Below are 21,734 nucleotides of genomic sequence, written 5' to 3'. Positions count from 1 at the left end.
TTTCTGTGTGTCTTTTTTTTATCTTCGGCGCTCTCCCCCCCCCCCTCCCCCCGGGTTTCCCCCCCCCGGCTCTACGCAACCCCCGGGCGGTGAGCCGATCGAACGCCACAGGCCTCAGAGCCAGCGCCCCAGACGCCATTGCAGCAGCACCGCGTAGGCGGCGTGGTAGCCGAGCACCAGCCCGGCGACCGCGAACAACCCGGCCGGCTCGCCGAGCGGGCCCCAGGCCGCCAGAAGCTCGACGTTGCCGCGCCAGCGCTCCCAGGCCTGCCAGATACCCGCGATCACCCGCGCGACCACGACCAGGGTCAACGCCAGCACCAGCCAGCGGTTGGGCGTGTACCAGACCGCGCCGGGCCGATGCTCGACCCGCGTCAACGCCCAGCCCACCCCGCCCGTCGCCAGGCCGGCGAGCAGCCCCAATCCGGCATAGACGAACGCATGCGCAACGAACAGGTTGGTCACGCCCATTGCGCCGAGAAACAGCAACGCCGAGCCCGGCAGCAGCCACGCATTGAGCCGGGTCAGCCAGCGCGGCGGGCGCCGGCGCGAGGTCCCGACGCGATAGCGGTTCCACAGCGCCAGCGGCCACAACAGCAGCATCGCCGCGCACAGCGCCAGGACGAAGACGAGCAACAGGACGATAGGCATGGCGGCAGTGTGCGGCACGCAGCGTGGCTGCGACGTCGGCGGCGCCGGTCGTCCCCCTAGGGCGGCGGCGTCGCATCCGGATGGCGCACCGGCGGGTCGGCGACCACTCGCTCGCGGCGGAACATGTACAGGCCGCTGGCGACGATGATCGCCGCGCCCAGCCAGGTCGGCGCATCGGGCAGCACGCCCCAGAGCGTGAGATCGAGCACGATCACCCATAGCAGCGCGGTGTACTCCAGCGGCGCGACCTGGCTGGCCTCGCCGAGGCGGAAAGCATGCGTCATCGCCACCTGCCCCAGCGCGCCCGCGCTGCCGATCAGCGCCAGCACGCCCAGGTGCTCGGTCTGGAGCGGCCGCCAATCGCGCCAGGCCAGCAGGCCGGCGAACACCGCCATCAGCACCAGGAACCAGAACACCAGCGATTCGGGACTGTCGCGCTGCGCCAGGATCCGCACGGTGATCGAGGCGACCGCGTAGCACAGCGCACCGAGCACCACCGCTAGGCCGGCCAGCGTGGCGACGCCCTCGCCGGTCGGGCGCAGCACCACCAGCACGCCGACGATGCCCACCGCGATCGCCGTCCAGCGGCGCGGGCCCACCCGCTCGCCCAGCAGCGGCACCGCCAGTGCGGTGACCAGCAGCGGCGAGACGAATACGATCGCGTACGCAGTCGACAGCGGCATGCGCGCCAGCCCGTACACGAAGCCGGCAATCATGCCCACGCCGAGCACGCCGCGCAGCAGGTGCAACGGCCAATGGATCCGCCACAACGTACCGCCGCGACCGCGCACCAAGATCCACGCCGCGATCAGCGGCAGCGTGGTCAGGCTGCGGAACGTCGCGACCTGGAACGCCGAATAGTCCTCGGCGATCCACTTCATGCCCGCGTCCATGCCGGCGAACGCGAGCACCGCCAACAGCATCCACCACACAGCGGCGCGGGCATCGGTCGGCAGGGCGGCACTGGACATGATCGCGAAGGATGAACAGGGGGCGTCCATCCTCGCACGGAAGCGCGCGCCGGGCATCCGGCGCGCACCGGCCCTCAGCGCCGCAGCGTCTCGATGTCGATGACGAAGCGGTAGCGCACGTCGCCCTTGCGCATGCGCGCGTAGGCGGTCTCGATGTCGGCGATGCCGATGCGCTCGATGTCGGACACGATGCCGTGTTCGGCGCAGAAGTCGAGCATCTCCTGGGTCTCGGCGATGCCGCCGATCAGCGAACCGGCCAGCCGCCGGCGCTGCATGATCAGCGCGCCGGCCGCGACCGGCGCCGGCGCCTCGGGAATGCCGAGCAGGATCATGGTGCCGTCGACACGCAGCAGCGACAGATACGCGTTGTAGTCGTGTTCGGCCGACACGCTGTCGACGATGAAATCGAAGGACTTGGCCAGCGCTTTGAACGTGGCCCGGTCGCGCGTGGCCGCGAACGCGTGCGCACCGAGCGCCAGTGCGTCGGCACGCTTGGATTCCGAACTGCTCAGTACCGTCACCCGCGCGCCCATCGCGACCGCGAACTTGACCGCCATGTGCCCGAGCCCGCCCAGGCCGACGACCGCGACCTCATCGCCGGGCGCGACAACGAAATGGCGCAGCGGCGAATACGTGGTGATGCCCGCGCACAGCAGCGGCGCGGCGGCATCGAGCGGCAGCGCATCGGGGATCCGCAGCACATAGGCCGCATCGACCGTGATCCGGGTCGAGTAGCCGCCATAGGTCGGCCCACTGCCGTCGCGCGCCATCGCGTTGTAGGTGGCAGTCATGCCGTCCTCGCAGAACTGCTCCTCGCCGGCGCGGCATTGCGGGCAGGTCCGGCACGAGTCGACGAAGCAGCCGACACCCACGGCATCGCCGACCGCGAACGCGGTCACCGCGCTGCCGACCTCGGCGATGCGGCCGACGATCTCGTGGCCGGGCACCATCGGAAAGATCGACCCGCCCCACTCGTCACGCACTTGGTGCAGGTCGGAGTGGCAGACGCCGCAATAGAGGATGTCGATCAGCACCTCGGACGGGCCGGGCGGGCGGCGCTGGATCGTGGTGGGCGCGAGCGGCGCGGTGGCGTCCGCGGCGGCGTAGGCAGGGGTCTCGAACATGACGGCGATCTGCGACAGCGGGGGAGACGCCATTGTGGTGCGTCGGCCGCGCACGGGATGTGGCGAACGCACGATGCAACGTTCCACGCCGCCTGCGTTACCCTGCGGGCCGTTTCCCCACTGCCAGGTGCCCCATGCCGTCTTTCGACGTCGTCTCCGAAGTCGACACCCACGAACTGACCAACGCGGTCGACCAGGCCAACCGCGAACTGACCACCCGCTTCGACTTCAAGGGCGTCGAGGCCGCGTTCGAGCGCGAGGACGCGGTGATCACCCAGTCGGCCCCGAGCGAGTTCCAGCTCCAGCAGATGACCGAGATCCTGCGTCAGCGCCTGGCGGCGCGGAAGATCGACGTGCGCTGCCTGGAGTTCGGCGACATCGACACCAACCTCGCCGGCGCCCGGCAGAAGGTCACCGTCAAGCAGGGCATCGAACGCGACCTGGCCAAGAAGATCCAGACCACACTCAAGACCGCCAAGCTCAAGGTCGACAGCCAGATCAACGGCGACAAGCTGCGCGTGACCGGCAAGAAGCGCGACGACCTGCAGGCGGCGATCGCGCTGCTACGCGGCACCGAGTTCGAACTGCCGTTGCAGTTCGACAACTTCCGCGACTGAGCGCTGCCTTCGCCCGCGCTAGAAGTAACGCAACCAGCGCAAGTCCCGACGCCGCGCCTTGAGCGCGGCGAACCAGCGCACGGCCGGATACAGCGCCACCGCCAGCGCCACGGCGACCGGCAGCAGCCAGGCCGGGTCGTCGAAGCCGAAGAGCGTGCCCTGAGTGTGGCCCCACACGGCCACCGCAGCCAGGTACAGCAGTCTCAGCGCGCACAGGTGCAGCAGATAGAAGAACATCGGCGCCGATCCGTAGACGGCGACCGGTTCGAGCCGCCGCGCCAGCGAGGGGCGCTCGAACAGGCGCAGCAACAACAGTCCCGTGCCCAGGGTCAGGCACAGGAACAGCAGCGACGGGGGATACTTGGTGACGTTGAACAATGCCATCGCGGTGCGTAGCGCATCCTCGCCGACGTGCCAGGGCGCTTCGCCGTAACCGTTGACCAACCGCAGTCCGGCAAACGCCGCCAGCGCACCCAATCCCCAAGTCAGCAATCGCTGACGGCGACGCGCGGGGTCGAAGCCGGCCGCGAACCAGGGACCGGCCGCATGTCCGAGTGCGATCACGCCGATCCACGGCAACACCGGATACGAGGTGCGCACTCGCATGCCGTCGATCGGCTCGAACCAGGCGCGCTGGTGCAGGACCGCCCACACCCCGGACCAGCCCCCCTCCACGCGCACCCCATCGAGCAGGTTGTGGCCGGCCACCAGCGCCAGACCGAGCGCGACCAGCGCCGGACGCGGCAGCCACAGCAGCGCAGAGAGCGCCAGCATCGACAGGCCGATCGCCCAGATCACCTGCAGGTACAGCGTCTGCGGCGGAAACTGCAGCGTCCAGGCGAAGTTGACCAGGGTCACCTCCAGCACCACCAGAAACAGCCCGCGCTTGAACAGGAAGGCCGCAGTCGCCGCGCGCGGGTCCGGCTGGCGCTGACCGTACAGCCAGGCCGACAGCCCGGTCAGGAACACGAACACCGGGGCGCACAAATGCGCGAGCAGACGGAAGCCGAACAACAGCGGCGACACGTCGTCGACGTCGACCGGATCGGACAACTGCATGTGCAGGAAGAACGTCTCGCGCACGTGGTCGAGCAGCATCAACAGCATGACCAGACCGCGCAGCAGATCGATCTGGACCAGACGCGCGCGAGGCGATGGGGCGGCAACAGGCATGGCGAATCGCAACAGCTGAAACAGTTATTTTATAACATATCGATCACCGCCCGTCGGCTGGTCTAGACTGCGCCACCGTCCGCAGCGCCGTTCCCGTGACCGCACAGCTCCCTGACGCGCCCGCCCCCGACGATCCGCTGACCGCCACCCGGCGATGGGTCGAGCGCGCCGTGATCGGGCTGAACCTGTGCCCGTTCGCCAAGGCGGTGTACGTCAAGGATCAGGTGCGGTTTGTACTGTGCGAGGCGACCACGCCCCAAGCCCTGCTCGAACGCTTGGGCGAGGAACTGCGCCACCTGCGCGACACCCCGGTGCAGACCACCGACACCACGCTGCTGGTGCACCCGCACGTGTTGCAGGACTTCCTCGATTACAACGACTTCCTGGACGCGGCCGATGCCCTGGTCGAGTCGCTCGACCTCGACGGCGTGCTGCAGGTCGCCAGCTTCCACCCCGACTACCGCTTCGCCGGCGTGCCCGACGACGACATCGGCAACTGCACCAACCGCTCGCCCTATCCCACCCTGCATCTGCTGCGCGAGGACAGCGTCGAGCGCGCGGTGGCGATCTACCCCGACCCCGACGCGATCGTCGAACGCAACATCCACACGCTCCAACGACTGGGCCACGCGGGCTGGGACGCGCTGCTGCGCGCTCGCCACTAGCCGTGTCGACCTAGTCGCGTTCGATCACCCGGCCGATCCCGCTGGCGTCGATCTCCCGGGTCGCGGCTGCGAGCGCATCGCCATCGCAACCGGCCATCAACCCGATGCGGAAATGCAGTTCACCGCCGGGCGTGCGCGAGGAATGGATCGACCCCAGGTTCACCCCGTGGCGCTCGAACACGTGCAACAGCGCGCGCAACGAACCGGGCCGATCCAGCGGCAGGTGCACGCTGACGCAGCGGTCGCCGGCAAGATCGGCCAACAGGTAACCGACGCGTTCGAAGGCGTAGTTGCCCTGCTCGAGCGCTGCTGCGCCCAGCGCCTGGCGCTGCGCATCGAGCAGCGCGCGGAACTGCGCGCGTGCGGCATCGTCGCCGCGCGCCACCAGGGCGTGCAGGTGCGCCGTGCGTGCCGCCAGGTCGGCGAGCACACCGACCACGTGGGGATTGTCGAACTGGATGTCCTCGTAGATCGCCGGGTTCATCGACAGGATCCGCGCGATCATCGCGGCATCGAGCTCGAACGAGGCCGAGCGGAACGGCAGCAGGTCCACCAACCCGCCGCCTTCGGGCGCCTGGTCGAGCAGCACGCCGGCCTGGGCGAGATGGCCCGCATGCACCAGCGCCTGTACCAGCGCCATGATTCGGTCGTGGCGCTCCGCATCGGCCTGCACCACCTGGCCCTCAAGCGCCGCCAACAGCCGCGCCACCCATGGCCGCCAGCGCGCCAGGCGTGCTTCGCAGACCACGAGCACGCGGCCCCGCAGCGTGGGCGACTTGGGCGGTGCGGTCATCGGGTGCAGGCCGACGACCTCGGCCTGCGACCGCAGCATCGCCGCGACCGGCACCTGCTTGAGCGAGGTCACGTCGAGCCACAACCGCCCGCGCTCGCGCCCGGCCGAGCGCGCGGTCCAGTCGGCGACGACGGCCGCGGTCGCGCGGATCGGCGCGGCGAACAACAGCACGTCCGCCGCCGCGAGCAACGCCTCAGGCGCATCGCTGGCCGGGTCCGCCGGGTCGTGGCCGAGCACCCGCAGGCCCATGCGCGAAGCGAAGAACCCGCGCAGCCAGCGGCCGTAGGCGCCGGCGCTGCCGACGATGCCGACGACCGGTGATTCGGGTAGCGGCGTGTCGTGAGGGGCGTGGGCATCTGTCATCCGGCCATTCTCGCTGCTCGGCGGCGAATGCGCGCCCGCACTTCCAATTGAAATAAATACATGCTTATATGTCGACACTTTTAGACGCTGCCCTCTTCCTCCGATGCCGCACCCCCACGACCACCCCGCGCACAAAGCGCACGACCACGATCACGCGCATGCCCCGTCGGTCTCGGCCGCGAACGAACGCGCCGTCCTGATCGGCTTCACGCTGACCGCCAGCTTCATGGTCGTGGAGATGGTCGGCGGGGTCCTGTCCGGCTCGCTGGCGCTGATTGCCGACGCCGGACACATGCTCACCGATGCCGCGGCGCTGCTGCTCGCCTGGCTGGGCTTCCGCATCGGCCGCCGGGCTTCGGACGCCAGGCGCACATTCGGCTACATGCGCATCGAGGTGCTGGCCGGGCTGATCAATGCGATCACGCTGTTCGCGCTGGTGCTGTGGATCGCCTGGGAGGCGGTGCAGCGCCTGCGGCATCCGGGCGAGGTGCTCGCCGGACCGATGCTGGCGGTCGCGGTCGTCGGCCTGCTGGTCAACTGCCTGGTGTTCTGGATCCTGCATCGCGGCGACCAATCGCACGTCAACATCAAGGGCGCGACGCTGCACGTGCTCGGCGATCTGCTCGGTTCGGTCGCCGCGATCGTGGCCGCGCTGGTGATCCACTTCACCGGCTGGATGCCGATCGACCCGATCCTTTCGGTGCTGGTGTGCCTGCTGATCCTGCGCAGTGCCTGGGCGCTGCTGCGCGGCGCCTTCGACATCCTGATGGAGGCCACGCCGCCGGACATCGACATCGAGGCCCTGCGCACGCACCTGCGCGAGCAGGTTCCGGGCGTGGCGGGCGTCGACCACGTGCATGTGTGGTCGATCACCTCGGGCCGGGTGCTGGCGACGCTCGAACTCACGCTCGACGAGGACGCACCGGCCTGGCGTGTGGTGCCGGCGGTCAAACGCGCACTCGCCGACCGGTTCTCGATCGGCCACACGACGGTCGAGGTCGTGCATGCACCGCATGATGCCTGCGCGCTGGAGCACGGCAGTCGCGCGTCGCATCGCCATGAGCACGCGCACAGGCATCCGCACGAACACGACCACGCGGATGCCGCCGATCGCGTGCCGGGCGCGGCGAAGCCAGGAGGTCCCAATTGAGCGCATCTGCGCCTGACGTCGAGACCGTCCCCGATCCGGAGCAGGTCGAGATCCTTGCCGGCACCTTCCGCCTGCTCGGCGACCCGACCCGCTTGCGGGTGCTGCTGACCTGCCTGGATGGGCCGGTGCCGGTCGGCGAGATCGCGCGCCGCACCGGCGCCTCGCAGCCGTTGGTCAGCCATCACTTGCGCCTGCTGCGCGGCGCGCGGCTGGTGCGCGGCGAACGGCGCCAGCGCCAGGTGTTCTACGCGACCGCCGATGCGCACGTGCGCGACATGCTGGTCGACATGCTCGCCCACGCCGACGAACCGGACGACGAGGCACCGCAACGCTAGCGGGGGAACGCGCACGGACATGGCCTGCTCGGGCGCCCCATGCGCGCAGCGTCGGCGCCATGCATTGCCCGAGGCGGATGCTCGGGCGGACTCAGCCCTGGGCGCGTACGGTCTGGATCAGCTGCCGGACATCGTCGAGCGAATCGACGATCCGGTGACCGAGCGCACGCACCGCATCATCGGGCAGCAGCAGGTCGGGCACCTGGATCGTGGTCATGCCGGCCGCGAGCGCGGCGCGCACGCCGGTCGGCGAGTCTTCCAGCGCCAGGCACCGCGCCGCCGGCACGCCCAGCCGCTCGGCCGCAAGCAGGTAGACATCCGGCGCCGGCTTGGGATGGGCGACATCGCTGCTGGTGCACACCGCGTCGAAATGCCGCAGAAGACCGGCGGCGGCAAGCTTGCGCTGCGCCAGCGGCGCCCGCGTGGAGGTCGCGACCGCGCGCGGGATGCCGCATTCGGCCAGCAGGTCCAGCAACGCGACGATGCCCGGACGGTGCGCGATGCCGGCTTCGGCACGCGCCAGATACAACGCCTGACTGCGACCAAACAGCGCATCGGCGGCGGGCTCGCCGATGCGCTCGACCAGGCGTTCGCGGCAGATGCGGTCGCTGTGGCCGATCATCGCGCGCCAGTACGCCGGCTCGATGTCCTGCGCCTGCTCGGCGGCCGCCAGACGCATGCAATCGAGGATTTCGCGCTCGCTTTCGAGCATCAGGCCGTCCATGTCGAACACCACCCCGGCAGGCAGCGACGACAGGGCGAGCCCCTGCGGAGACGGCGGAACGGCGGCGGACATCGAGGGCGTGGACACGCGATCAATTCTAACCCGCATCGCCCCGAAGGCCCATTCAGCGTACCCGTGCGTACGGGCAATGCCGCACGCATTCCGCAATAATCGCCGTCCGCCTCACTTCCCCGGTCCATGCGTCGATGAAGGATTCTTTCAGCTACGAACAACTGATCGCCTCGGGCGAGGGCCGGCTGTTCGCGCCGGGCAGCGGCCGCCTGCCGCTGCCGCCGATGCTGATGTTCGACCGCATCACTCACATCGACGACGACGGGGGTGCGCACGGGCTGGGCCAGATCCACGCCGAGCTCGACGTGCGCCCAGACCTGTGGTTCTTCCAATGCCACTTCCAGGGCGACCCGGTGATGCCGGGCTGCCTGGGCCTGGATGCGATGTGGCAGTTGGTCGGCTTCTACCTGACGTGGCAGCAACTGCCCGGTCGCGGTCGCGCGCTCGGTGTAGGCGAGGTCAAGTTCACTGGCGAGGTCGGCCCCGACGCGAAGCTCGTGCGCTACGAGATCGACATCAAGCGCGTGATCAAGCGGCGCCTGATCCTGGGCATCGGCGATGCGCGCATGCTCGTCGACGGACGCGAGATCTACACTGCCAGCGACCTGCGCGTGGGGCTGTTCATGCGCGACGAGGCCGCATGAGCCTGAATCCGACCGCACGCCGCGTCGTGATCACCGGCGCGGGCATCGTGTCGTGCATCGGCAACGATCTCGACACCGTCGCCGCGTCGCTGCGCGAGGGCCGCTCGGGCATCGCCTTTGACGCCGGCCATGCCGACAAGGGCCTGCGCAGCCAGATCTCGGGCATGCCCGATGTAGACCTCGATGCGCTGATCGACCGCAAGCTGCGCCGCTTCATGGGCGATGCCGCGGGCTACGCTTACCTGGCGCTGCGCGATGCGATTGCGCACGCCGGTTTGACCGACGCCATGATCTCCGGCCCGCGGACTGGCCTGATCATGGGATCGGGCGGCGGCTCGCCGGAGAACCTGATCGGCTCGGCCGACGTGCTGCGCGACAAGGGCGTGCGCCGGATCGGCCCGTACCAGGTCACGCGCACGATGAACTCGACGGTCTCGGCGTGCCTGGCCACCGCATTCGGCATCAAGGGGCTCAACTACTCGATTTCCTCGGCCTGCGCGACGTCGGCGCACTGCATCGGCGTGGCCGCACAGCAGATCCAGGCCGGCCTGCAGGACGTGGTGTTCGCCGGCGGCGGCGAAGAAGCGCACTGGGGCATGGCGATGCTGTTCGACGGCATGGGTGCGCTGTCGAGCCGCTACAACGACACCCCGACGCGCGCCTCGCGGCCGTACGACGCCGACCGCGACGGCTTCGTGATCGCCGGCGGTGGCGGCGCGCTGGTGCTCGAGAGCCTGGAGCACGCCCAGGCCCGCGGCGCGACGATCCTGGGCGAACTGGTCGGCTTTGGCGCCAGCTCCGACGGCGTCGACATGGTCGCCCCCTCCGGCGACGGCGCGATCGCCTGCATGCGCATGGCGATCGAGGGCCTCGACGGCGACATCGACTACATCAACACCCACGGCACCTCGACCCCGGTCGGCGACGTCAGCGAATTGCGTGCGATGCGCACGGTGTTCGGCGATGCAATGCCGCCGTTCTCGTCGACCAAGTCGCTGACCGGCCACTCGCTCGGCGCGACCAGCGTGCACGAAGCGATCTTCTGCCTGCTGATGCTCGAGCGCGGCTTCATCGCCGGCTCGATCAATGTCGACACCCTCGACCCCGAAGCCGAAGGCCTGCCACTGGTCCGCGAAAGCCGCCCCGCCCAGCTGCGCACCGTGCTGTCGAACAGCTTCGGCTTCGGCGGCACCAACGCCAGCCTCGCCCTGCGCCGCTGGGACGCCTGACAAAACCAGGGCCCGAAACCGGGGTCAGCGAAACCGAAACCGGGGTCAGAGTCGAATTTCCACCAGGATGTCCCACGCCTGCTGGTTCTCGGGGGAAATTCGACTCTGACCCCGGTTTCGGACCCCGGTTTCGGGTTAGCCGAAGAGCGTGGTCAGGTCGGCGGCGTCGAGGGGGCGCCATTGCCCTTCGGGCAGGTCGCCCAGCGACAGGCCGCCGATGCGGCTGCGGTGGAGGGCGACGACGTGGTTGCCGACGGCCGCAAACATGCGCCGGACCTGGTGGTAGCGACCTTCGACGATGGTCAGCCGCGCATGCGTGGGGTCGACGACCTCGAGCGCGGCGGGCAGCAGCGGCGTGGTCTCGGACTCGAGCATCAGCGTGCCGCTGGCGAACAGCGCGGCCTCGTCCCCGCGCAGCGGCTGCGCCAAGGTCGCGTCGTAGACCTTGGGTAGCGCCGCCTTCGGCGAGATGATCCGATGCAGCAGTTGGCCGTCGTCGGTGAACAGCAGCAGGCCGCTGGTCTCGCGATCCAGGCGCCCGACCGTCGACAGCGCCGGCGCGCGCAGCCGGAAGCGCGGTGGCAACAGGTCGTAGACCAACCGGCCGGTGTCCTTGGTCGAGCAGGTGTAGCCGGTCGGCTTGTGCAGCAGCAGCGTCAGGCCCTGCGGCGGATCGAGCGGTTCGCCGTCGACGCGAATGGCCGCATGCGCCACCCGGTCGTCGGCATAGAGCACCTCGCCGTCGGCATCGGTGATGCGCCCCTCGCGGAACATCCACGCCACCTGCTTGCGGCTGCCGTAGCCGAGGTTGGCGAGCAGCTTGACCAGCTTCATCGCGCCTGCTCCGCGTGCACGATCTTGAAGCCACCCTGCGCGGCGACTTCGCGCACCTGGCCAAAGCGTGCGGCGAGCACGTCCTCGTAGGGCAGATGCCGGTTGGCGACCAGCCACAGGCTGCCGCCCGGCGCCAAGGCGTCGGCGGCCGCGGCGATGAACGCACGCCCCAGCTCGGGCCGCTCCTCGCGCCCGTGGGCATGGAATGGCGGATTGCTGACGATGAAGTCGTAACGCCGCGGCAGGCCCGCAGTGACATCGCGCCACTGGAAGTCCAGCGCCACATCGTCGCGTAGCCCGGTCAGATTGCGACGGGCCAGCGCCAGCGCGCGGCCCTCGGCCTCGATCACGTCGAGCGCGCGCAGGCCCGGGCAGCGCTGCAGCACGTCGGCCGCCAGAAAGCCGTAGCCCGCGCCGAGATCGGCGCCATGCCCGGCCAGCGTCGTGGGCAAGTGCGCGGCCAGCAGCGCCGACGCCGGATCGATCCGATCCCAGGCGAACACGCCGGGCCGGCTGACGAACCGGCCACCGAGGATCGGGCGCGGCGCGTCCAGTGCGGCCCAGCGCGCGCGCAACGCCTCGTCGCCGCGCGCATCGCGCTGCGCCCAGAACACCCGGCACTTGTGCTTGGACAGCGCGCCAATGTTGCCGGCGAGCGCGGCCAGGTCGGCCTGCGCGGACTTCGCGCCCTCGTCGTTGGCGACGCTGGCCACGACCCAGCCGCCGGGTGCGACCGCCGCCAGCGCGCGTGCCAGCAACGCCCGCGCCTCGTCACGCTGGCGCGGCGGCAGTGCCAATACCAACGGTCGTTCCGGCAGCGCCGGATCATCACCATCGTCCTGCGGCAGCGCCTCCAGGCCGGCGCGCTGTAGCGCGGTGTGCAAGGGCGCCAGGGTCTGCTCGCACAGCAGGCCAGGCCACCGCCCGCCGGTCGTCGCCACACCCGGACGCGCGCGCAGGAACAGCGCACCGGCCGGCGGCCACGACAGCAGCCGCTGCTCGAACGGGAGGAACAGCGCATCGAGTGCGGGGTCGGCCATCGCGGGAGGTCCTGGTAAACAGCCGGCGATTCTACCGGGACCGCTCGACCGGAACGCCGCCAGCAGCCTGCAGGGCCCCCATGCGCATGCCGCACCAAGGCACCGCGTCATCGCGATGCCAACGCCACGTTGATGCATCGCGAACATCCGCGTCGGCACGATGGCCGGGCCTTCCCCCCCACAGGAGACCGCGATGCCCATCCGTGCACTGTTCGTCGGCGGCGTCATCGACAACAACGAACTCGACCTCGACGGCACGGACCCGCCGAAGCACTACCCGTCCGAGACCGGCAGCGGCCAGTCGCGTTACCGCCTGCATCTGGTCGGTCGCAAGCAGGACCGCGTCGCCTACGCCGTCTACGGCGCACCCGAACTGGCGGGCGAGGAAGTGCTTCGGGTCAGCACGGAACGCGAGTACGCCCGCCGCTTCGATGCGGCCGAGGATGTGATCGAGTGAGCCTCGGGTCGGGCAGTGTCCATGCGCCGCCCGGCCATCTCATTCCTGCAACTCACGCAGCGTCACCGAAGGCGGTGCGTCGAGCAAGCGGCGGGTCGCCCACAGGCCGGCCGCGAGCGTCACGCCGACACCGATGCCGCCGCCCGCCGCGGCCAGCGCCCAGTTCGGCCGCCACGGCAGGTCGAACACCTGCACCGCGACGACACCGGCCAACACCGATGCGGCCAATGCGGCGACCACGCCCGACAGCAAGCCGATCGCCGCGAACTCCGAGGCCTGCGCCAGACGCAATTGCGCGCGTCGGCCGCCGAGCACGCGCATCACGCCGCCTTCGAGCAGGCGTTCGTCCTGGCTGGCGCTGACCGCCGCCAGCAACACCAGCACGCCGGCGGCGAGCGAGAACCAGAACACCACCTGCACCACGGTCGAGACCTGGTCGGCGGTGCTGCGCACCTGGGTCAGCACCGCGTCGATGTCGACGACCGACAGGTTCGGGAAGCGCTGCACCAGATCGGCGGTAAAGCGCGGCCGCTCGGGGGGCACGCGCACCGCGGTGATGTGGCTGGCCGGGTAGCCGTCGAGTGCGCCGGGCGAGGCGACGACGAAGAAGTTCGGCCGGAAGCTCTCCCACTCGATACTGCGCAGGCTGGTGATCGGCGCCTCGAACCGCTGGCCGGCAATGTCGAACGCGATGCGGTCGCCGATCTGCCAGCCCAGGTCCTTGGCAAAGCCCTCCTCGACCGACAATTCCGGCGACGCGGGCACCGTATCGCCCCAGTACCTGCCGGCGGTGATCTGGTTGTCATCGCGCAGCGCGCCCTGCATCGACAGGTTGAACTCGCGCTCGGCCCGGCGCTGGGCCTGGCGGTCCTGGGCCTCGTCGCCGCTGCGTCCCAGGTAATCCTCGCCGCGTACCGCCTCGCCATTGCGCGCGAGCAGGCGCGCGCGCACCATCGGGAACAGCACCGGCGGCTCGATCGCCTGTTCGGCGATGAAACCGCGCACGGGGTCGAGCTGGTCGGGCTGCACGTTGATGATGAAGCGGTTGGGCGCGTCCTGGCCGATCGCCAGCTGCCAGCGATCGAGCAGGTCCGTGCGTACGAACGTCAGCAGCAGCAGCGCCATCAGGCCCAGGCCGAGTGCGCTGATCTGCGCAACGCTGGTGCCCGCGCGCCGGCTCACGTTGGCCAGGCCGTAGCGCAGGCTGCCTCGCAGCTTCGAACGCAGTGCACGCACCAGCGCGATCAGCGCCCACGCGAGCAGCGCCAGCACCGCGAACGTGGCCGCGATACCGGCCAGCATCGCGCCACCAAGCGCCGCCGACCCGGCCTTCCACCACAACAGCGCGGCCAGCCCGGCGAAACCGGTCAGCCCGACCAGCCATGCGCTGGGCTCGAAGCCGCCGAGGTCGCGACGCAGCACGCGCAGCGCCGGCACCCGCCGCAGCGCCAGCACCGGCGGCGCGCCGAAGGCCAGCAGCACGATCAGACCGACGCCGTAGCCCTGCAGCGCGGGCAACACGCCGGCGGCCGGGATCGACAAGCCCAGCAGCGACGCGAGCCAGCGGCCGACCGCCCACTGCAGCCCGAACGCGATCGCGACCCCCAAGGTGCAAGCGACCACCCCGAGCAGCAGCAGTTCGCCGACGTGGATGCCGACCAGCGTGCGCTGCTGCGCGCCCATGCAGCGCATCACCGCGACCGACGACAGATGCCGGGCCGAATGCTGGCGCGCGGCCATTGCCACCGCGACCGCCGCCAGGATCACCGACACCAGCGCCGCCAGCCCCAAGAAGCGGCCGGCGCGATCGAGCGAGGAGCGCACTTCGGGGCGCGCGTCGCCGATCGTCTCCACGCGCTGGCCGCGGCCCAGCTGCGCACGTGCCAGGCGGGTGAAGCCGTCGACCGCGTTGGCGTCGCCGGCGACGACGAGGCGATAGCCGATGCGGCTGCCCGGCTGGATCAGCCCGGTGCCCGCCAGATCGGACAGGTGCAGGAACACCTTCGGCGCGACATTGAAATAGTCGATCGACGCATCGGGCTCCTGCAGCACCAGCGCGGCGAGACGGAAGCTGCGTTCGCCCAAGTGCACGGTGTCGCCGACCGCCGCGCCGAGCGTGTCCGCCCCGGCCCGGCTCATCCAGGCGGTCCCGGGTTCGGGCACCGCCTGCGCATCGCGTTCGACGCCATCGCCGCGATCGATCCGGAAGCTGCCGCGCAGCGGAAAGCCGTCACCGAGCGCGCGCACGTCGCCCAGGCGCAGATTGGCCGCATCGCCCTCGCCGACGCGGATCATGCTGTCGAGCTCGACAGTCTCGACCGCGCGCAGGCCAGGCGCATCGGCGGCGGTGCGGATCGCACCGTCGATCGGCGCATCGCCGCGCACCACCGCATCGCCGCCGAGCAGGCGGTTGGCCTCGATCGCCAATGCGCGCTCGGCGCGATCGGTGACGAAGCCCACCGCAGTCACCGCGACGACCGCGAGCACCAGCGCCGCGAACAGGATGCGGATGTCGCCGGCCTTGAAGTCGCGGCGCAGCTGCCGCCAGGCGAGGCCCGCGGTCCTCATGCGGCCAGCGCCTCGTCGGCGACGAGCCGGCCGCTGTCGATGCGCAGGCGCCGGGCGCAGCGCGCCGCCAGGCGATCGTCGTGGGTGACCAGCACCAGCGTGGTGCCGGCATCGGCATTGAGCGCGAACAGCAGGTCGACGATCGCCTGGCCGGTGGCGGTGTCCAGGTTGCCGGTCGGCTCGTCGGCGAACAGCAGCGAGGGCCGGGTCACGAACGCGCGCGCCAGCGCCACGCGCTGCTGCTCGCCGCCCGAGAGCTGGCGTGGATAATGGCCCAGGCGCTCGCCCAGACCGACACGCTGCAGCACCTCGCGCGCCGGTGCCTCGACATCGCGGTCGCCGCGCAGCTCCAGGGGCAGCATGACGTTCTCCAGCGCAGTCAGCGACGGCAGCAGCTGGAAACTCTGGAACACGAAGCCGACCTTCTCGCCGCGCACGCGCGCCCGGCCGTCCTCGTCGAGCGTGGAGATCGGCGCGCCGTCGAGCAGCACGCGACCCGCGCTGGGTGTGTCGAGCCCGGCCAGCAGCGACAGCAACGTGCTCTTGCCCGAGCCCGAGGCCCCGACGATCGCCACCGTGTCGCCATGCCCGATACGGAAGCCGACGTCCTGCAGGATCGTCAGGTCACCGGACGGCAGCGTGACCCGCTTGCCCAGTCCGTCGACGTCGAGCGCATGGCCTGCCGCGCGCACGGCTTCATCTTGCAGGGGGGAACCGTCGTGCATAGATATCCTTCGCTGTTCGCGCCAGTCCGGCGCACCGTCGCGATGCGGCATCGCCGACCAACCGGAGACATGGGAGATGACACTGGGAATTGCGGCCATGCGCCGCCCGATGCAAGCGCGCGTGGCGCGCTGGATGCTGGCGTGTCTGCTGGCCCTGCCCGTTCTAGCACAGGCCCAGGCCGCGACGGCCCGCCCTGCCGCCGATCCGCAGGCCAAGACGCTCCTGGTCATGGGTGATTCACTGTCGGCGGGCTACGGCATGTCCGCCGCGCAAGGCTGGGTCGGCCTGCTCGCACAACGGCTGCAGCACGAGGCGCCGGATTGGCGAGTGGTCAATGCGAGCATCTCGGGCGAGACCACCGCCGGCGGCGCGTCTCGGATCGTGCAGGCAGTCGTGCGCGAGCGCCCGCAGGTGGTCATCATCGCGCTGGGCGCCAACGACGGGCTACGCGGGCTGCCGCTGGCCGAGGCCCGGCGCAACCTGGCGCGGATGATCGGCGCCTCGCAGCACGTCGGCGCGCGCGTGCTGCTGGTGGGCATGCGCATGCCGCCCAACCTCGGCCCGGACTACACGCGCGGCTTCGAGGCCAACTACCGGTTGCTCGCCGACACGTTCGACGTCGCACTGCTGCCGTTCCTGCTCGAGCCGGTCGCCGACGACCGCGGCAACTTCCAGGACGACAACCTGCATCCCACCGCCGAGGCGCAGACGAAGATCCTCGATCACGTCTGGCCGGCCCTGCGTCCGCTGCTCGCGCCTTAGTCAGGGCCGTTCGAGCAGCGGATACGGGTTGACCGGCGCACCGGTCCACCACTGGCGTTCGGGCGTCAGCCGGAACACTGCGAAATGCAGATGCGGAGCAGCCGGATCGGCGTTGCCGGTGCTGCCGACCCGGCCGATGACATCGCCGCGCCGCACCTGCGTGCCCTCCGCGATGCCGGGCGCATAGGCCTGCAGGTGCGCGTAGTAGTACGACCAAGTGCCAGTAGGCTCGAACTGGTAGATCGTCAGACCACCGCGATCGCTGGTGAACAGCTTTTCGATCGTGCCGTCCGCGGCCGCCAGCACCGGCGTGCCGGCAGGGGCCATGATGTCGAGCGCCTCGTGCCGGCGTTCGCTGCCACGCGCATCGTCGAACGTGTCGCGCACGTCGGCGAACGGGATGCCCTGTACTGGCAACAGCAGCCGAGGCGACGCATGCGCGTCGACGCGCGGGTCCGGCGCAGGCGTCGCATCGGGTGCCGCCGGGGGCTCGGCGCCGGGGACATGGGCGGCGGGCACCGACGCAGGGGGTGCCGCCGCATTGTCGGACGGCCCCGGATCTGGCGCCGGCGACGGCGCGGCCTCGGTGACCACGGGCGACGCGACATCGTGCGCGGATCCACCACGCCACAGGAATACGGCCGCGTTCGCCAGCGCGAGCACCGCCGCGAGCGCGACCCACAGGCCGGCACGGGTCATGGTCTATTCGTCCAGCATTACGACGGTGCCCGGCCCGACGACACCCGCCACCCGGCGCGCGCTCCAGTTGGTCATCCGGATGCAACCGTGCGACTGGGTCTTGCCGATGTTCGCCGGCTCCGGCGTGCCGTGGATGCCGTAATGCGGCTTGGACAGGTCGATCCAGACCGTCCCGACCGGGTTGTTGGGCCCCGGCGGCAGCGTGGCCTTGGCGTGTCCCGGGTCGGCGTCCCAGAACAGGTCCGGGTTGTAGTGGAAGGTCGGGTCCTCGGCCACGCCCTCGACCTTCCACTCGCCGATCGGCAGCGGATCGTGCTCGCTGCCAGTCGAGGCCGGGAACTGCGCGTAGACCTTGCCGGCGCCGTCGACCAGCCGCACCACCGAATCGGATTTGCTGACCACCACCCGCTCGGGCTTCGCCAGCGCCGGGGCATCGGCCGTGTTCGGGACCACGATGCGCGTGCCCGCCTCGAATCGGGCACTGGGATTGAGCCGCCGCAGCAGCGCGGGCGCGGCATGGAACCGCTCGCCCAGCGCTTCGGCGAGGCTTTCGAAGCCCAGCGCCTCGCGCTTGGCCTTTTCCATCATGTCCTCGGGCAGCGCGACGAAGGGACCGGCGACCTCGTCGGCGGTCAGCGTGTGCGCCATCAGCGCTGGCACAGCATCGGCGGTGAGCGCCTGCCAGGTGCGCGCATCCAGCGTGCCACTCGCCTCCAGACCGTGGAAACGCTGGAAGGCGGCGATTGCGCGCGTGGTGTTGGTCCCGCCCTGCGCATCGATCTCGCCGGGGGAGAAATGCGCACGGTCGAGCAGCACCTGCGCGCGCAGCATCGTCGCATCGCCGGCGTCGGCCGTCGCCGCATTGACCGTCTCGGGTGTCAGTGCGGCCTCGACATCCGCCTGTGGTCGGTCCTGGGCAATCGCCGGCGCGCAGGCCAACAGCAGCCCCAGGCAGCCGGTCATCCAGCGCACAAGGTGGGATCGGGATGGCGTCATCGGGGCGCTCCTGCAGCGTGGGATGCCGGCATGGTTCCGCGTCCGCTGCGCCGGTCACGTGAAGCCGGTGCCGCGCGTTCAGCGGGCCGGGCAGTGGAGCAAGACTGAGTCCTGTCGCCAGCCAGGATCGTCGGCATAGGCGAACAGCAGCTGGCCGTCCTTGAGATCGTCGATCACCGCGCGCGCCACCGCGGTGCGCACCGCCGGGCAGCCCCAGCTGCGTCCCAGTCGCCCCTGGCGCCGGCCCTGTTCGGGGTCGACGTAGTCGGCACCGTGCATGACGATCAATCGCTCGCGGGCGCGGCCGTTGATGCCCGGCTCCAGGCCGTCCAGGCGCAGCGAGTAACCGTTCTGGCCAGTGTAGGTCTCGGCCGTCGCGAACAGCCCCAGGCTGGACTGGTAGCTGCCCTCGACATCGGAGAACACGGTCGGCCGGTTGCCGCCGCTGCCGCGTCCATGGGCGACATGCTCTGCATGCAGCAACCGCGCCTGCGCCAGATCGAACACCCACAGGCGGACCTCGGTCGAGGGCCGCGAGTAATCGATCACCACCAGCCGCTGGCCGACATCGCGCGTGCGCGCGGCGCAATCACGTGCCTGCAGGGCGGACGCGAGCACCCCGCGATTGAGTCCGGGCGCCAACGCGACCAGCCTGTCGACGCGATCGTCGCCATGGACAAGGCCGCCGGCCAGCAGTCCGATCGTGCAGGACATCCATGAGATCGATTTGCGCATGGGACCAGCATATGCGCTCGACGTGACGCCCCTCGTGATCGCGGCGTTCGCCTCCACTTCCCGGGATAATCGACCGCAAATTGGCCGAAAAATCGACCGACCCGCTTGCACGGATGATTAAGTCCATGTAATGTTCGCGCCCATCCGGCCAACCCGACGTTTCCACGACATCCGCGACACCATGAAAACCGCCTTCTCCCCTGTCGACATGCCCCGCCTGCCGCGCGTCCAGCGCGAAGCGGCGCCATGCGCGCAGCAGGCAGTGCGGCGCGACCTGTCCGGCCACATCTTCGACTGATCTCCTCGATTCCAAGGAGATCGGCACCCCGATCTCCGAGGCACGCGAACGCCCTCGGATGCCACATCCGGGGGCGTTTTGTTTGTGCGTTCGACTACGCGTATGCAATAGATTCGCAGGTTTCGCATTCGACCCGAGGCATCCGGGAAAACCGGTTTCCTGATTATCGGGCGATTATGTCGCGAGGCGTTCGCCATTGCGTGGCGGCAACGCTGTGCCCTGATGCCGGGCACGGGCGACGGGCGGGTGCAGCCTGCAGAATGGATCGGCGCCGGAAGGTGCCGATCGGACCATCGACGAACACGGGCTTGCGGTGCGGGTTGCGATCCCGTCCGGTGCGCGCGGCACTGCCGTGGCGTATGCCGGCGCGTGCGAGGCGATGGTGCGATGAGCGGACGATAGCTCAGAGGCAGAGCAGCGGAACCACCGCCGGCCACCGGTTCGAGTCCGGTTCGTCCACCTTTGGATAGCTCAGATGGGTAGAGCATCGGACTGTTAATCCGACTGTCGCGGGTTCGACTCCCGCTCCAAGCATGACCTGTCACGTCATGACACCGGAACGCAAGTTCCACACCAGGACACGGCCCGCGCGGCGTGTCGCGCGCGACAGGCCCCGGCCTGTCGATGCCGCGAACCGTCGCAGCGGATCCGTCACCGGGCCAGCGTCCCCGAGGCGCGCGGACCGCCTGCGCACCGCCGCGATCCATCGCGACGTTCATGCCCGGGCGCCGTCTCCGCGCCGCGCGCACGCCACGCTCCGCGACGGCGATGCCAGGGCCGCGTCCATCTTCCTCGCGGGTCCGCCCGCACCGCATCGCACACCACCGCGATGCGACGTACTGCCGCCGCGCTAACCGATCCATCGCGGCGGCATCGACATCCGGATCGGACCACCAGTGCCAACAACCAAGGAGAGAGTGCCGTGCATGTCCACAGCATGTTCTGGACCAGGCGGGTCGTGATCGGTGACGGCGAGCGCGGCCTGGTGTATCGCAACCGTCAGTTCGAGCGCGTCCTCGCGCCCGGCGTGCATCGCATGTTCGACCCGTTCCACCGGGTCGAGGTGCGCACCTACGACATTTCCGCGCCGGTCTATGCTGGCCACGATGCCGACGCACTGATCGCGCGCCTCGGCGGACAGCTGGACTCGGTGTTCGTGCACGCCGACATTGGTGCCGACGAAGTCGGCCTCGTGTTCCGGCACGGCAAGCTCGAGGACGTGCTGGCGCCCGGCGCGCGCAGGCTGTACTGGCGCGGACTGGTCGATGTCGCCGTCGAGCGTGTGTCGCTCGCCGACGGCCTCGCCGTGCGCCCGGACGTGCTGCGCCGCCTGCGCCAGCTCGGCCTGCTGTCGAAGGTCGCCGTGGTCGTCGACGTGCCGGCGGAAGCGGCCGGCCTGGTCTTCATCGACGGCTCGCTGCTGGGAACGCTCGGTCCCGGCGCCTACGCGTTCTGGAACTTCCACAAGAACGTGGTCGCCGAAGTCGTCGACCTGCGCGTGCAGCCGGTCGAGGTGTCGGGCCAGGAGTTGCTGACCCGCGACCGCGTGTCGCTGCGCGTGAACCTCGCGGCCAGCGTACGCGTGACCGACCCGGTCGCCGCGCGCACCAAGGTCGCGAAGTCCGGCGATCACCTGTACCGCGAGCTGCAGTACGGCCTGCGCAAGGTCGTCGCCGCGCGCACCCTCGACGAACTGCTGGGCGACAAGGCCTCGCTGGACGCGGACATCTTCGCGTACGTGCGCGGCCAGGTAGCCGGCCTGGGCGTCGAGGTGCTCGGCGTCGGCGTCAAGGACGTGATCCTGCCGGGGGAGATGAAGACGATCCTCAACGAGGTGGTGCAGGCGGAGAAGGCGGCCCAGGCCAACGTGATCCGCAGGCGCGAGGAAGCCAACGCCACGCGTTCGCTGCTCAACACCGCGAAGCTGATCGAGGACTCCCCGGTACTGATGCGCCTCAAGGAACTGGAGGCGCTGGAGAAGGTGACCGAGAAGATCGACACGCTCACCGTGTTCGGCGGCCTGGACGGCGTGCTGAAGCAGCTGGTGACGATGAAGTAGTCATTCCTCCGCGCGGTGCACGGATGCAGCGCGCGGGACCATCGAAGGA

The 21,734-nt window shown here is 70.1% G+C and carries 23 protein-coding genes and 2 tRNA genes; 12 read left to right on the top strand and 13 right to left on the bottom strand.

What is annotated here, in order from left to right; genetic code table 11:
- Positions 1–114: 114 nt before the first annotated feature.
- The 3 genes from ABE488_RS14580 to ABE488_RS14570 all read right to left on the bottom strand — a co-directional run bounded on the left by ABE488_RS14580 (position 115) and on the right by ABE488_RS14570 (position 2,746).
- Entirely contained in the window at positions 115–651 is a 537-nt protein-coding gene (locus tag ABE488_RS14580; RefSeq protein ID WP_346445167.1) for a DUF1453 domain-containing protein, read from the bottom strand.
- A gap of 56 nt (positions 652–707) precedes the next feature.
- Positions 708–1,622: a DMT family transporter gene (locus ABE488_RS14575; RefSeq protein ID WP_346445166.1), complete on the bottom strand. Its 915-nt coding sequence runs from the start codon at positions 1,620–1,622 to the stop codon at positions 708–710.
- A gap of 74 nt (positions 1,623–1,696) precedes the next feature.
- Positions 1,697–2,746: an NAD(P)-dependent alcohol dehydrogenase gene (locus ABE488_RS14570; RefSeq protein WP_346449087.1), complete on the bottom strand. Its 1,050-nt coding sequence runs from the start codon at positions 2,744–2,746 to the stop codon at positions 1,697–1,699.
- A 134-nt stretch (positions 2,747–2,880) separates the two neighbouring features.
- On the opposite strand from ABE488_RS14570, the gene ABE488_RS14565 reads away from it, so the two are divergent.
- Positions 2,881–3,363 carry a YajQ family cyclic di-GMP-binding protein gene (locus ABE488_RS14565; protein WP_346445165.1) on the top strand — a complete coding sequence of 161 codons (483 nt, stop codon included), beginning with the start codon at positions 2,881–2,883 and terminating at the stop codon, positions 3,361–3,363.
- Positions 3,364–3,381: 18 nt separating this feature from the next.
- On the opposite strand, the gene ABE488_RS14560 is transcribed toward ABE488_RS14565, so the two are convergent.
- Positions 3,382–4,536: a heparan-alpha-glucosaminide N-acetyltransferase domain-containing protein gene (locus ABE488_RS14560; protein ID WP_346449082.1), complete on the bottom strand. Its 1,155-nt coding sequence runs from the start codon at positions 4,534–4,536 to the stop codon at positions 3,382–3,384.
- Positions 4,537–4,631: 95 nt separating this feature from the next.
- Here ABE488_RS14560 and ABE488_RS14555 point away from each other — a divergent pair, with 95 nt between their 5' ends.
- A complete protein-coding gene (locus ABE488_RS14555) occupies positions 4,632–5,201 on the top strand; it encodes a DUF1415 domain-containing protein (protein WP_346449081.1) in 570 nt (189 codons plus the stop codon).
- A gap of 10 nt (positions 5,202–5,211) precedes the next feature.
- Here ABE488_RS14555 and ABE488_RS14550 read toward each other — a convergent pair whose 3' ends face one another.
- Positions 5,212–6,357: a prephenate dehydrogenase gene (locus ABE488_RS14550; RefSeq protein WP_346449080.1), complete on the bottom strand. Its 1,146-nt coding sequence runs from the start codon at positions 6,355–6,357 to the stop codon at positions 5,212–5,214.
- A 103-nt stretch (positions 6,358–6,460) separates the two neighbouring features.
- On the opposite strand from ABE488_RS14550, the gene ABE488_RS14545 reads away from it, so the two are divergent.
- Positions 6,461–7,507, top strand: a complete 1,047-nt coding sequence (locus ABE488_RS14545) for a cation diffusion facilitator family transporter (RefSeq protein WP_346445161.1) — start codon at positions 6,461–6,463, stop codon at positions 7,505–7,507.
- Positions 7,504–7,842 carry a metalloregulator ArsR/SmtB family transcription factor gene (locus ABE488_RS14540; RefSeq protein ID WP_346445160.1) on the top strand — a complete coding sequence of 113 codons (339 nt, stop codon included), beginning with the start codon at positions 7,504–7,506 and terminating at the stop codon, positions 7,840–7,842. The genes ABE488_RS14545 and ABE488_RS14540 overlap by 4 nt, the downstream gene beginning before the upstream one ends.
- A 91-nt stretch (positions 7,843–7,933) precedes the next feature.
- Here ABE488_RS14540 and ABE488_RS14535 read toward each other — a convergent pair whose 3' ends face one another.
- On the bottom strand, positions 7,934–8,638 hold the full coding sequence (locus ABE488_RS14535; protein ID WP_346449079.1) for an HAD family phosphatase: 705 nt from the start codon (positions 8,636–8,638) through the stop codon (positions 7,934–7,936).
- Positions 8,639–8,772: 134 nt separating this feature from the next.
- Here ABE488_RS14535 and fabA point away from each other — a divergent pair, with 134 nt between their 5' ends.
- Together fabA and fabB are read left to right on the top strand one after the other, a co-directional pair.
- A complete protein-coding gene (fabA, locus tag ABE488_RS14530) occupies positions 8,773–9,282 on the top strand; it encodes a 3-hydroxyacyl-[acyl-carrier-protein] dehydratase FabA (RefSeq protein WP_183427137.1) in 510 nt (169 codons plus the stop codon).
- A complete protein-coding gene (gene fabB / locus ABE488_RS14525; RefSeq protein WP_346449078.1) occupies positions 9,279–10,511 on the top strand; it encodes a beta-ketoacyl-ACP synthase I in 1,233 nt (410 codons plus the stop codon). The genes fabA and fabB overlap by 4 nt, the downstream gene beginning before the upstream one ends.
- Before the next feature lie 135 nt (positions 10,512–10,646).
- Here fabB and ABE488_RS14520 read toward each other — a convergent pair whose 3' ends face one another.
- Both ABE488_RS14520 and ABE488_RS14515 read right to left on the bottom strand, forming a co-directional pair.
- Positions 10,647–11,345, bottom strand: coding sequence for a pseudouridine synthase (locus ABE488_RS14520; RefSeq protein WP_346449077.1), 699 nt, complete (start codon positions 11,343–11,345; stop codon positions 10,647–10,649).
- Entirely contained in the window at positions 11,342–12,385 is a 1,044-nt protein-coding gene (locus tag ABE488_RS14515; RefSeq protein WP_346445157.1) for a methyltransferase, read from the bottom strand. Before ABE488_RS14515 ends, ABE488_RS14520 begins: the two co-directional genes overlap by 4 nt.
- A gap of 199 nt (positions 12,386–12,584) precedes the next feature.
- On the opposite strand from ABE488_RS14515, the gene ABE488_RS14510 reads away from it, so the two are divergent.
- The gene (locus ABE488_RS14510; RefSeq protein WP_346449085.1) at positions 12,585–12,842 is read left to right on the top strand and encodes a hypothetical protein; all 258 of its coding nucleotides are present in this window, start codon (positions 12,585–12,587) and stop codon (positions 12,840–12,842) included.
- 39 nt (positions 12,843–12,881) lie between these two features.
- Here the strand turns inward: ABE488_RS14510 and ABE488_RS14505 are convergent, their stop codons facing one another.
- Together ABE488_RS14505 and ABE488_RS14500 are read right to left on the bottom strand one after the other, a co-directional pair.
- On the bottom strand, positions 12,882–15,410 hold the full coding sequence (locus ABE488_RS14505; protein ID WP_346449076.1) for an FtsX-like permease family protein: 2,529 nt from the start codon (positions 15,408–15,410) through the stop codon (positions 12,882–12,884).
- The gene (locus tag ABE488_RS14500; protein ID WP_346449075.1) at positions 15,407–16,135 is read right to left on the bottom strand and encodes an ABC transporter ATP-binding protein; all 729 of its coding nucleotides are present in this window, start codon (positions 16,133–16,135) and stop codon (positions 15,407–15,409) included. Before ABE488_RS14500 ends, ABE488_RS14505 begins: the two co-directional genes overlap by 4 nt.
- 97 nt (positions 16,136–16,232) lie before the next feature.
- Here ABE488_RS14500 and ABE488_RS14495 point away from each other — a divergent pair, with 97 nt between their 5' ends.
- Positions 16,233–16,898, top strand: coding sequence for an arylesterase (locus tag ABE488_RS14495; protein ID WP_346449074.1), 666 nt, complete (start codon positions 16,233–16,235; stop codon positions 16,896–16,898).
- On the opposite strand, the gene ABE488_RS14490 is transcribed toward ABE488_RS14495, so the two are convergent.
- The 3 genes from ABE488_RS14490 to ABE488_RS14480 all read right to left on the bottom strand — a co-directional run bounded on the left by ABE488_RS14490 (position 16,899) and on the right by ABE488_RS14480 (position 19,307).
- Positions 16,899–17,597 carry a M23 family metallopeptidase gene (locus tag ABE488_RS14490; protein ID WP_346449073.1) on the bottom strand — a complete coding sequence of 233 codons (699 nt, stop codon included), beginning with the start codon at positions 17,595–17,597 and terminating at the stop codon, positions 16,899–16,901.
- A 3-nt stretch (positions 17,598–17,600) separates the two neighbouring features.
- Positions 17,601–18,593 (bottom strand): L,D-transpeptidase, encoded by a 993-nt coding sequence (locus ABE488_RS14485; RefSeq protein WP_346449072.1) that lies wholly within the window; start codon positions 18,591–18,593, stop codon positions 17,601–17,603.
- Positions 18,594–18,671: 78 nt separating this feature from the next.
- Entirely contained in the window at positions 18,672–19,307 is a 636-nt protein-coding gene (locus ABE488_RS14480; protein ID WP_346449071.1) for a murein L,D-transpeptidase catalytic domain family protein, read from the bottom strand.
- Between the two features lie 151 nt (positions 19,308–19,458).
- Here ABE488_RS14480 and ABE488_RS14475 point away from each other — a divergent pair, with 151 nt between their 5' ends.
- From ABE488_RS14475 to ABE488_RS14460, 4 genes are all read left to right on the top strand, one after another.
- The gene (locus ABE488_RS14475; RefSeq protein ID WP_346449070.1) at positions 19,459–19,626 is read left to right on the top strand and encodes a hypothetical protein; all 168 of its coding nucleotides are present in this window, start codon (positions 19,459–19,461) and stop codon (positions 19,624–19,626) included.
- 392 nt (positions 19,627–20,018) lie between these two features.
- A tRNA-OTHER gene (locus tag ABE488_RS14470) sits at positions 20,019–20,086 on the top strand.
- Positions 20,087–20,088: 2 nt separating this feature from the next.
- Positions 20,089–20,160 (top strand) — tRNA-Asn (locus ABE488_RS14465).
- Between the two features lie 403 nt (positions 20,161–20,563).
- Entirely contained in the window at positions 20,564–21,685 is a 1,122-nt protein-coding gene (locus tag ABE488_RS14460) for a slipin family protein (RefSeq protein WP_346449084.1), read from the top strand.
- Positions 21,686–21,734 lie beyond the last annotated feature (49 nt).

Origin of the sequence: Luteimonas sp. TWI662, from assembly GCF_039673825.1 — a bacterium.
Lineage (GTDB): Bacteria > Pseudomonadota > Gammaproteobacteria > Xanthomonadales > Xanthomonadaceae > Luteimonas.
The sequence above is the reverse complement of the archived record's forward strand: the minus strand, read 5'-3'. Positions and strand labels throughout refer to the sequence as shown.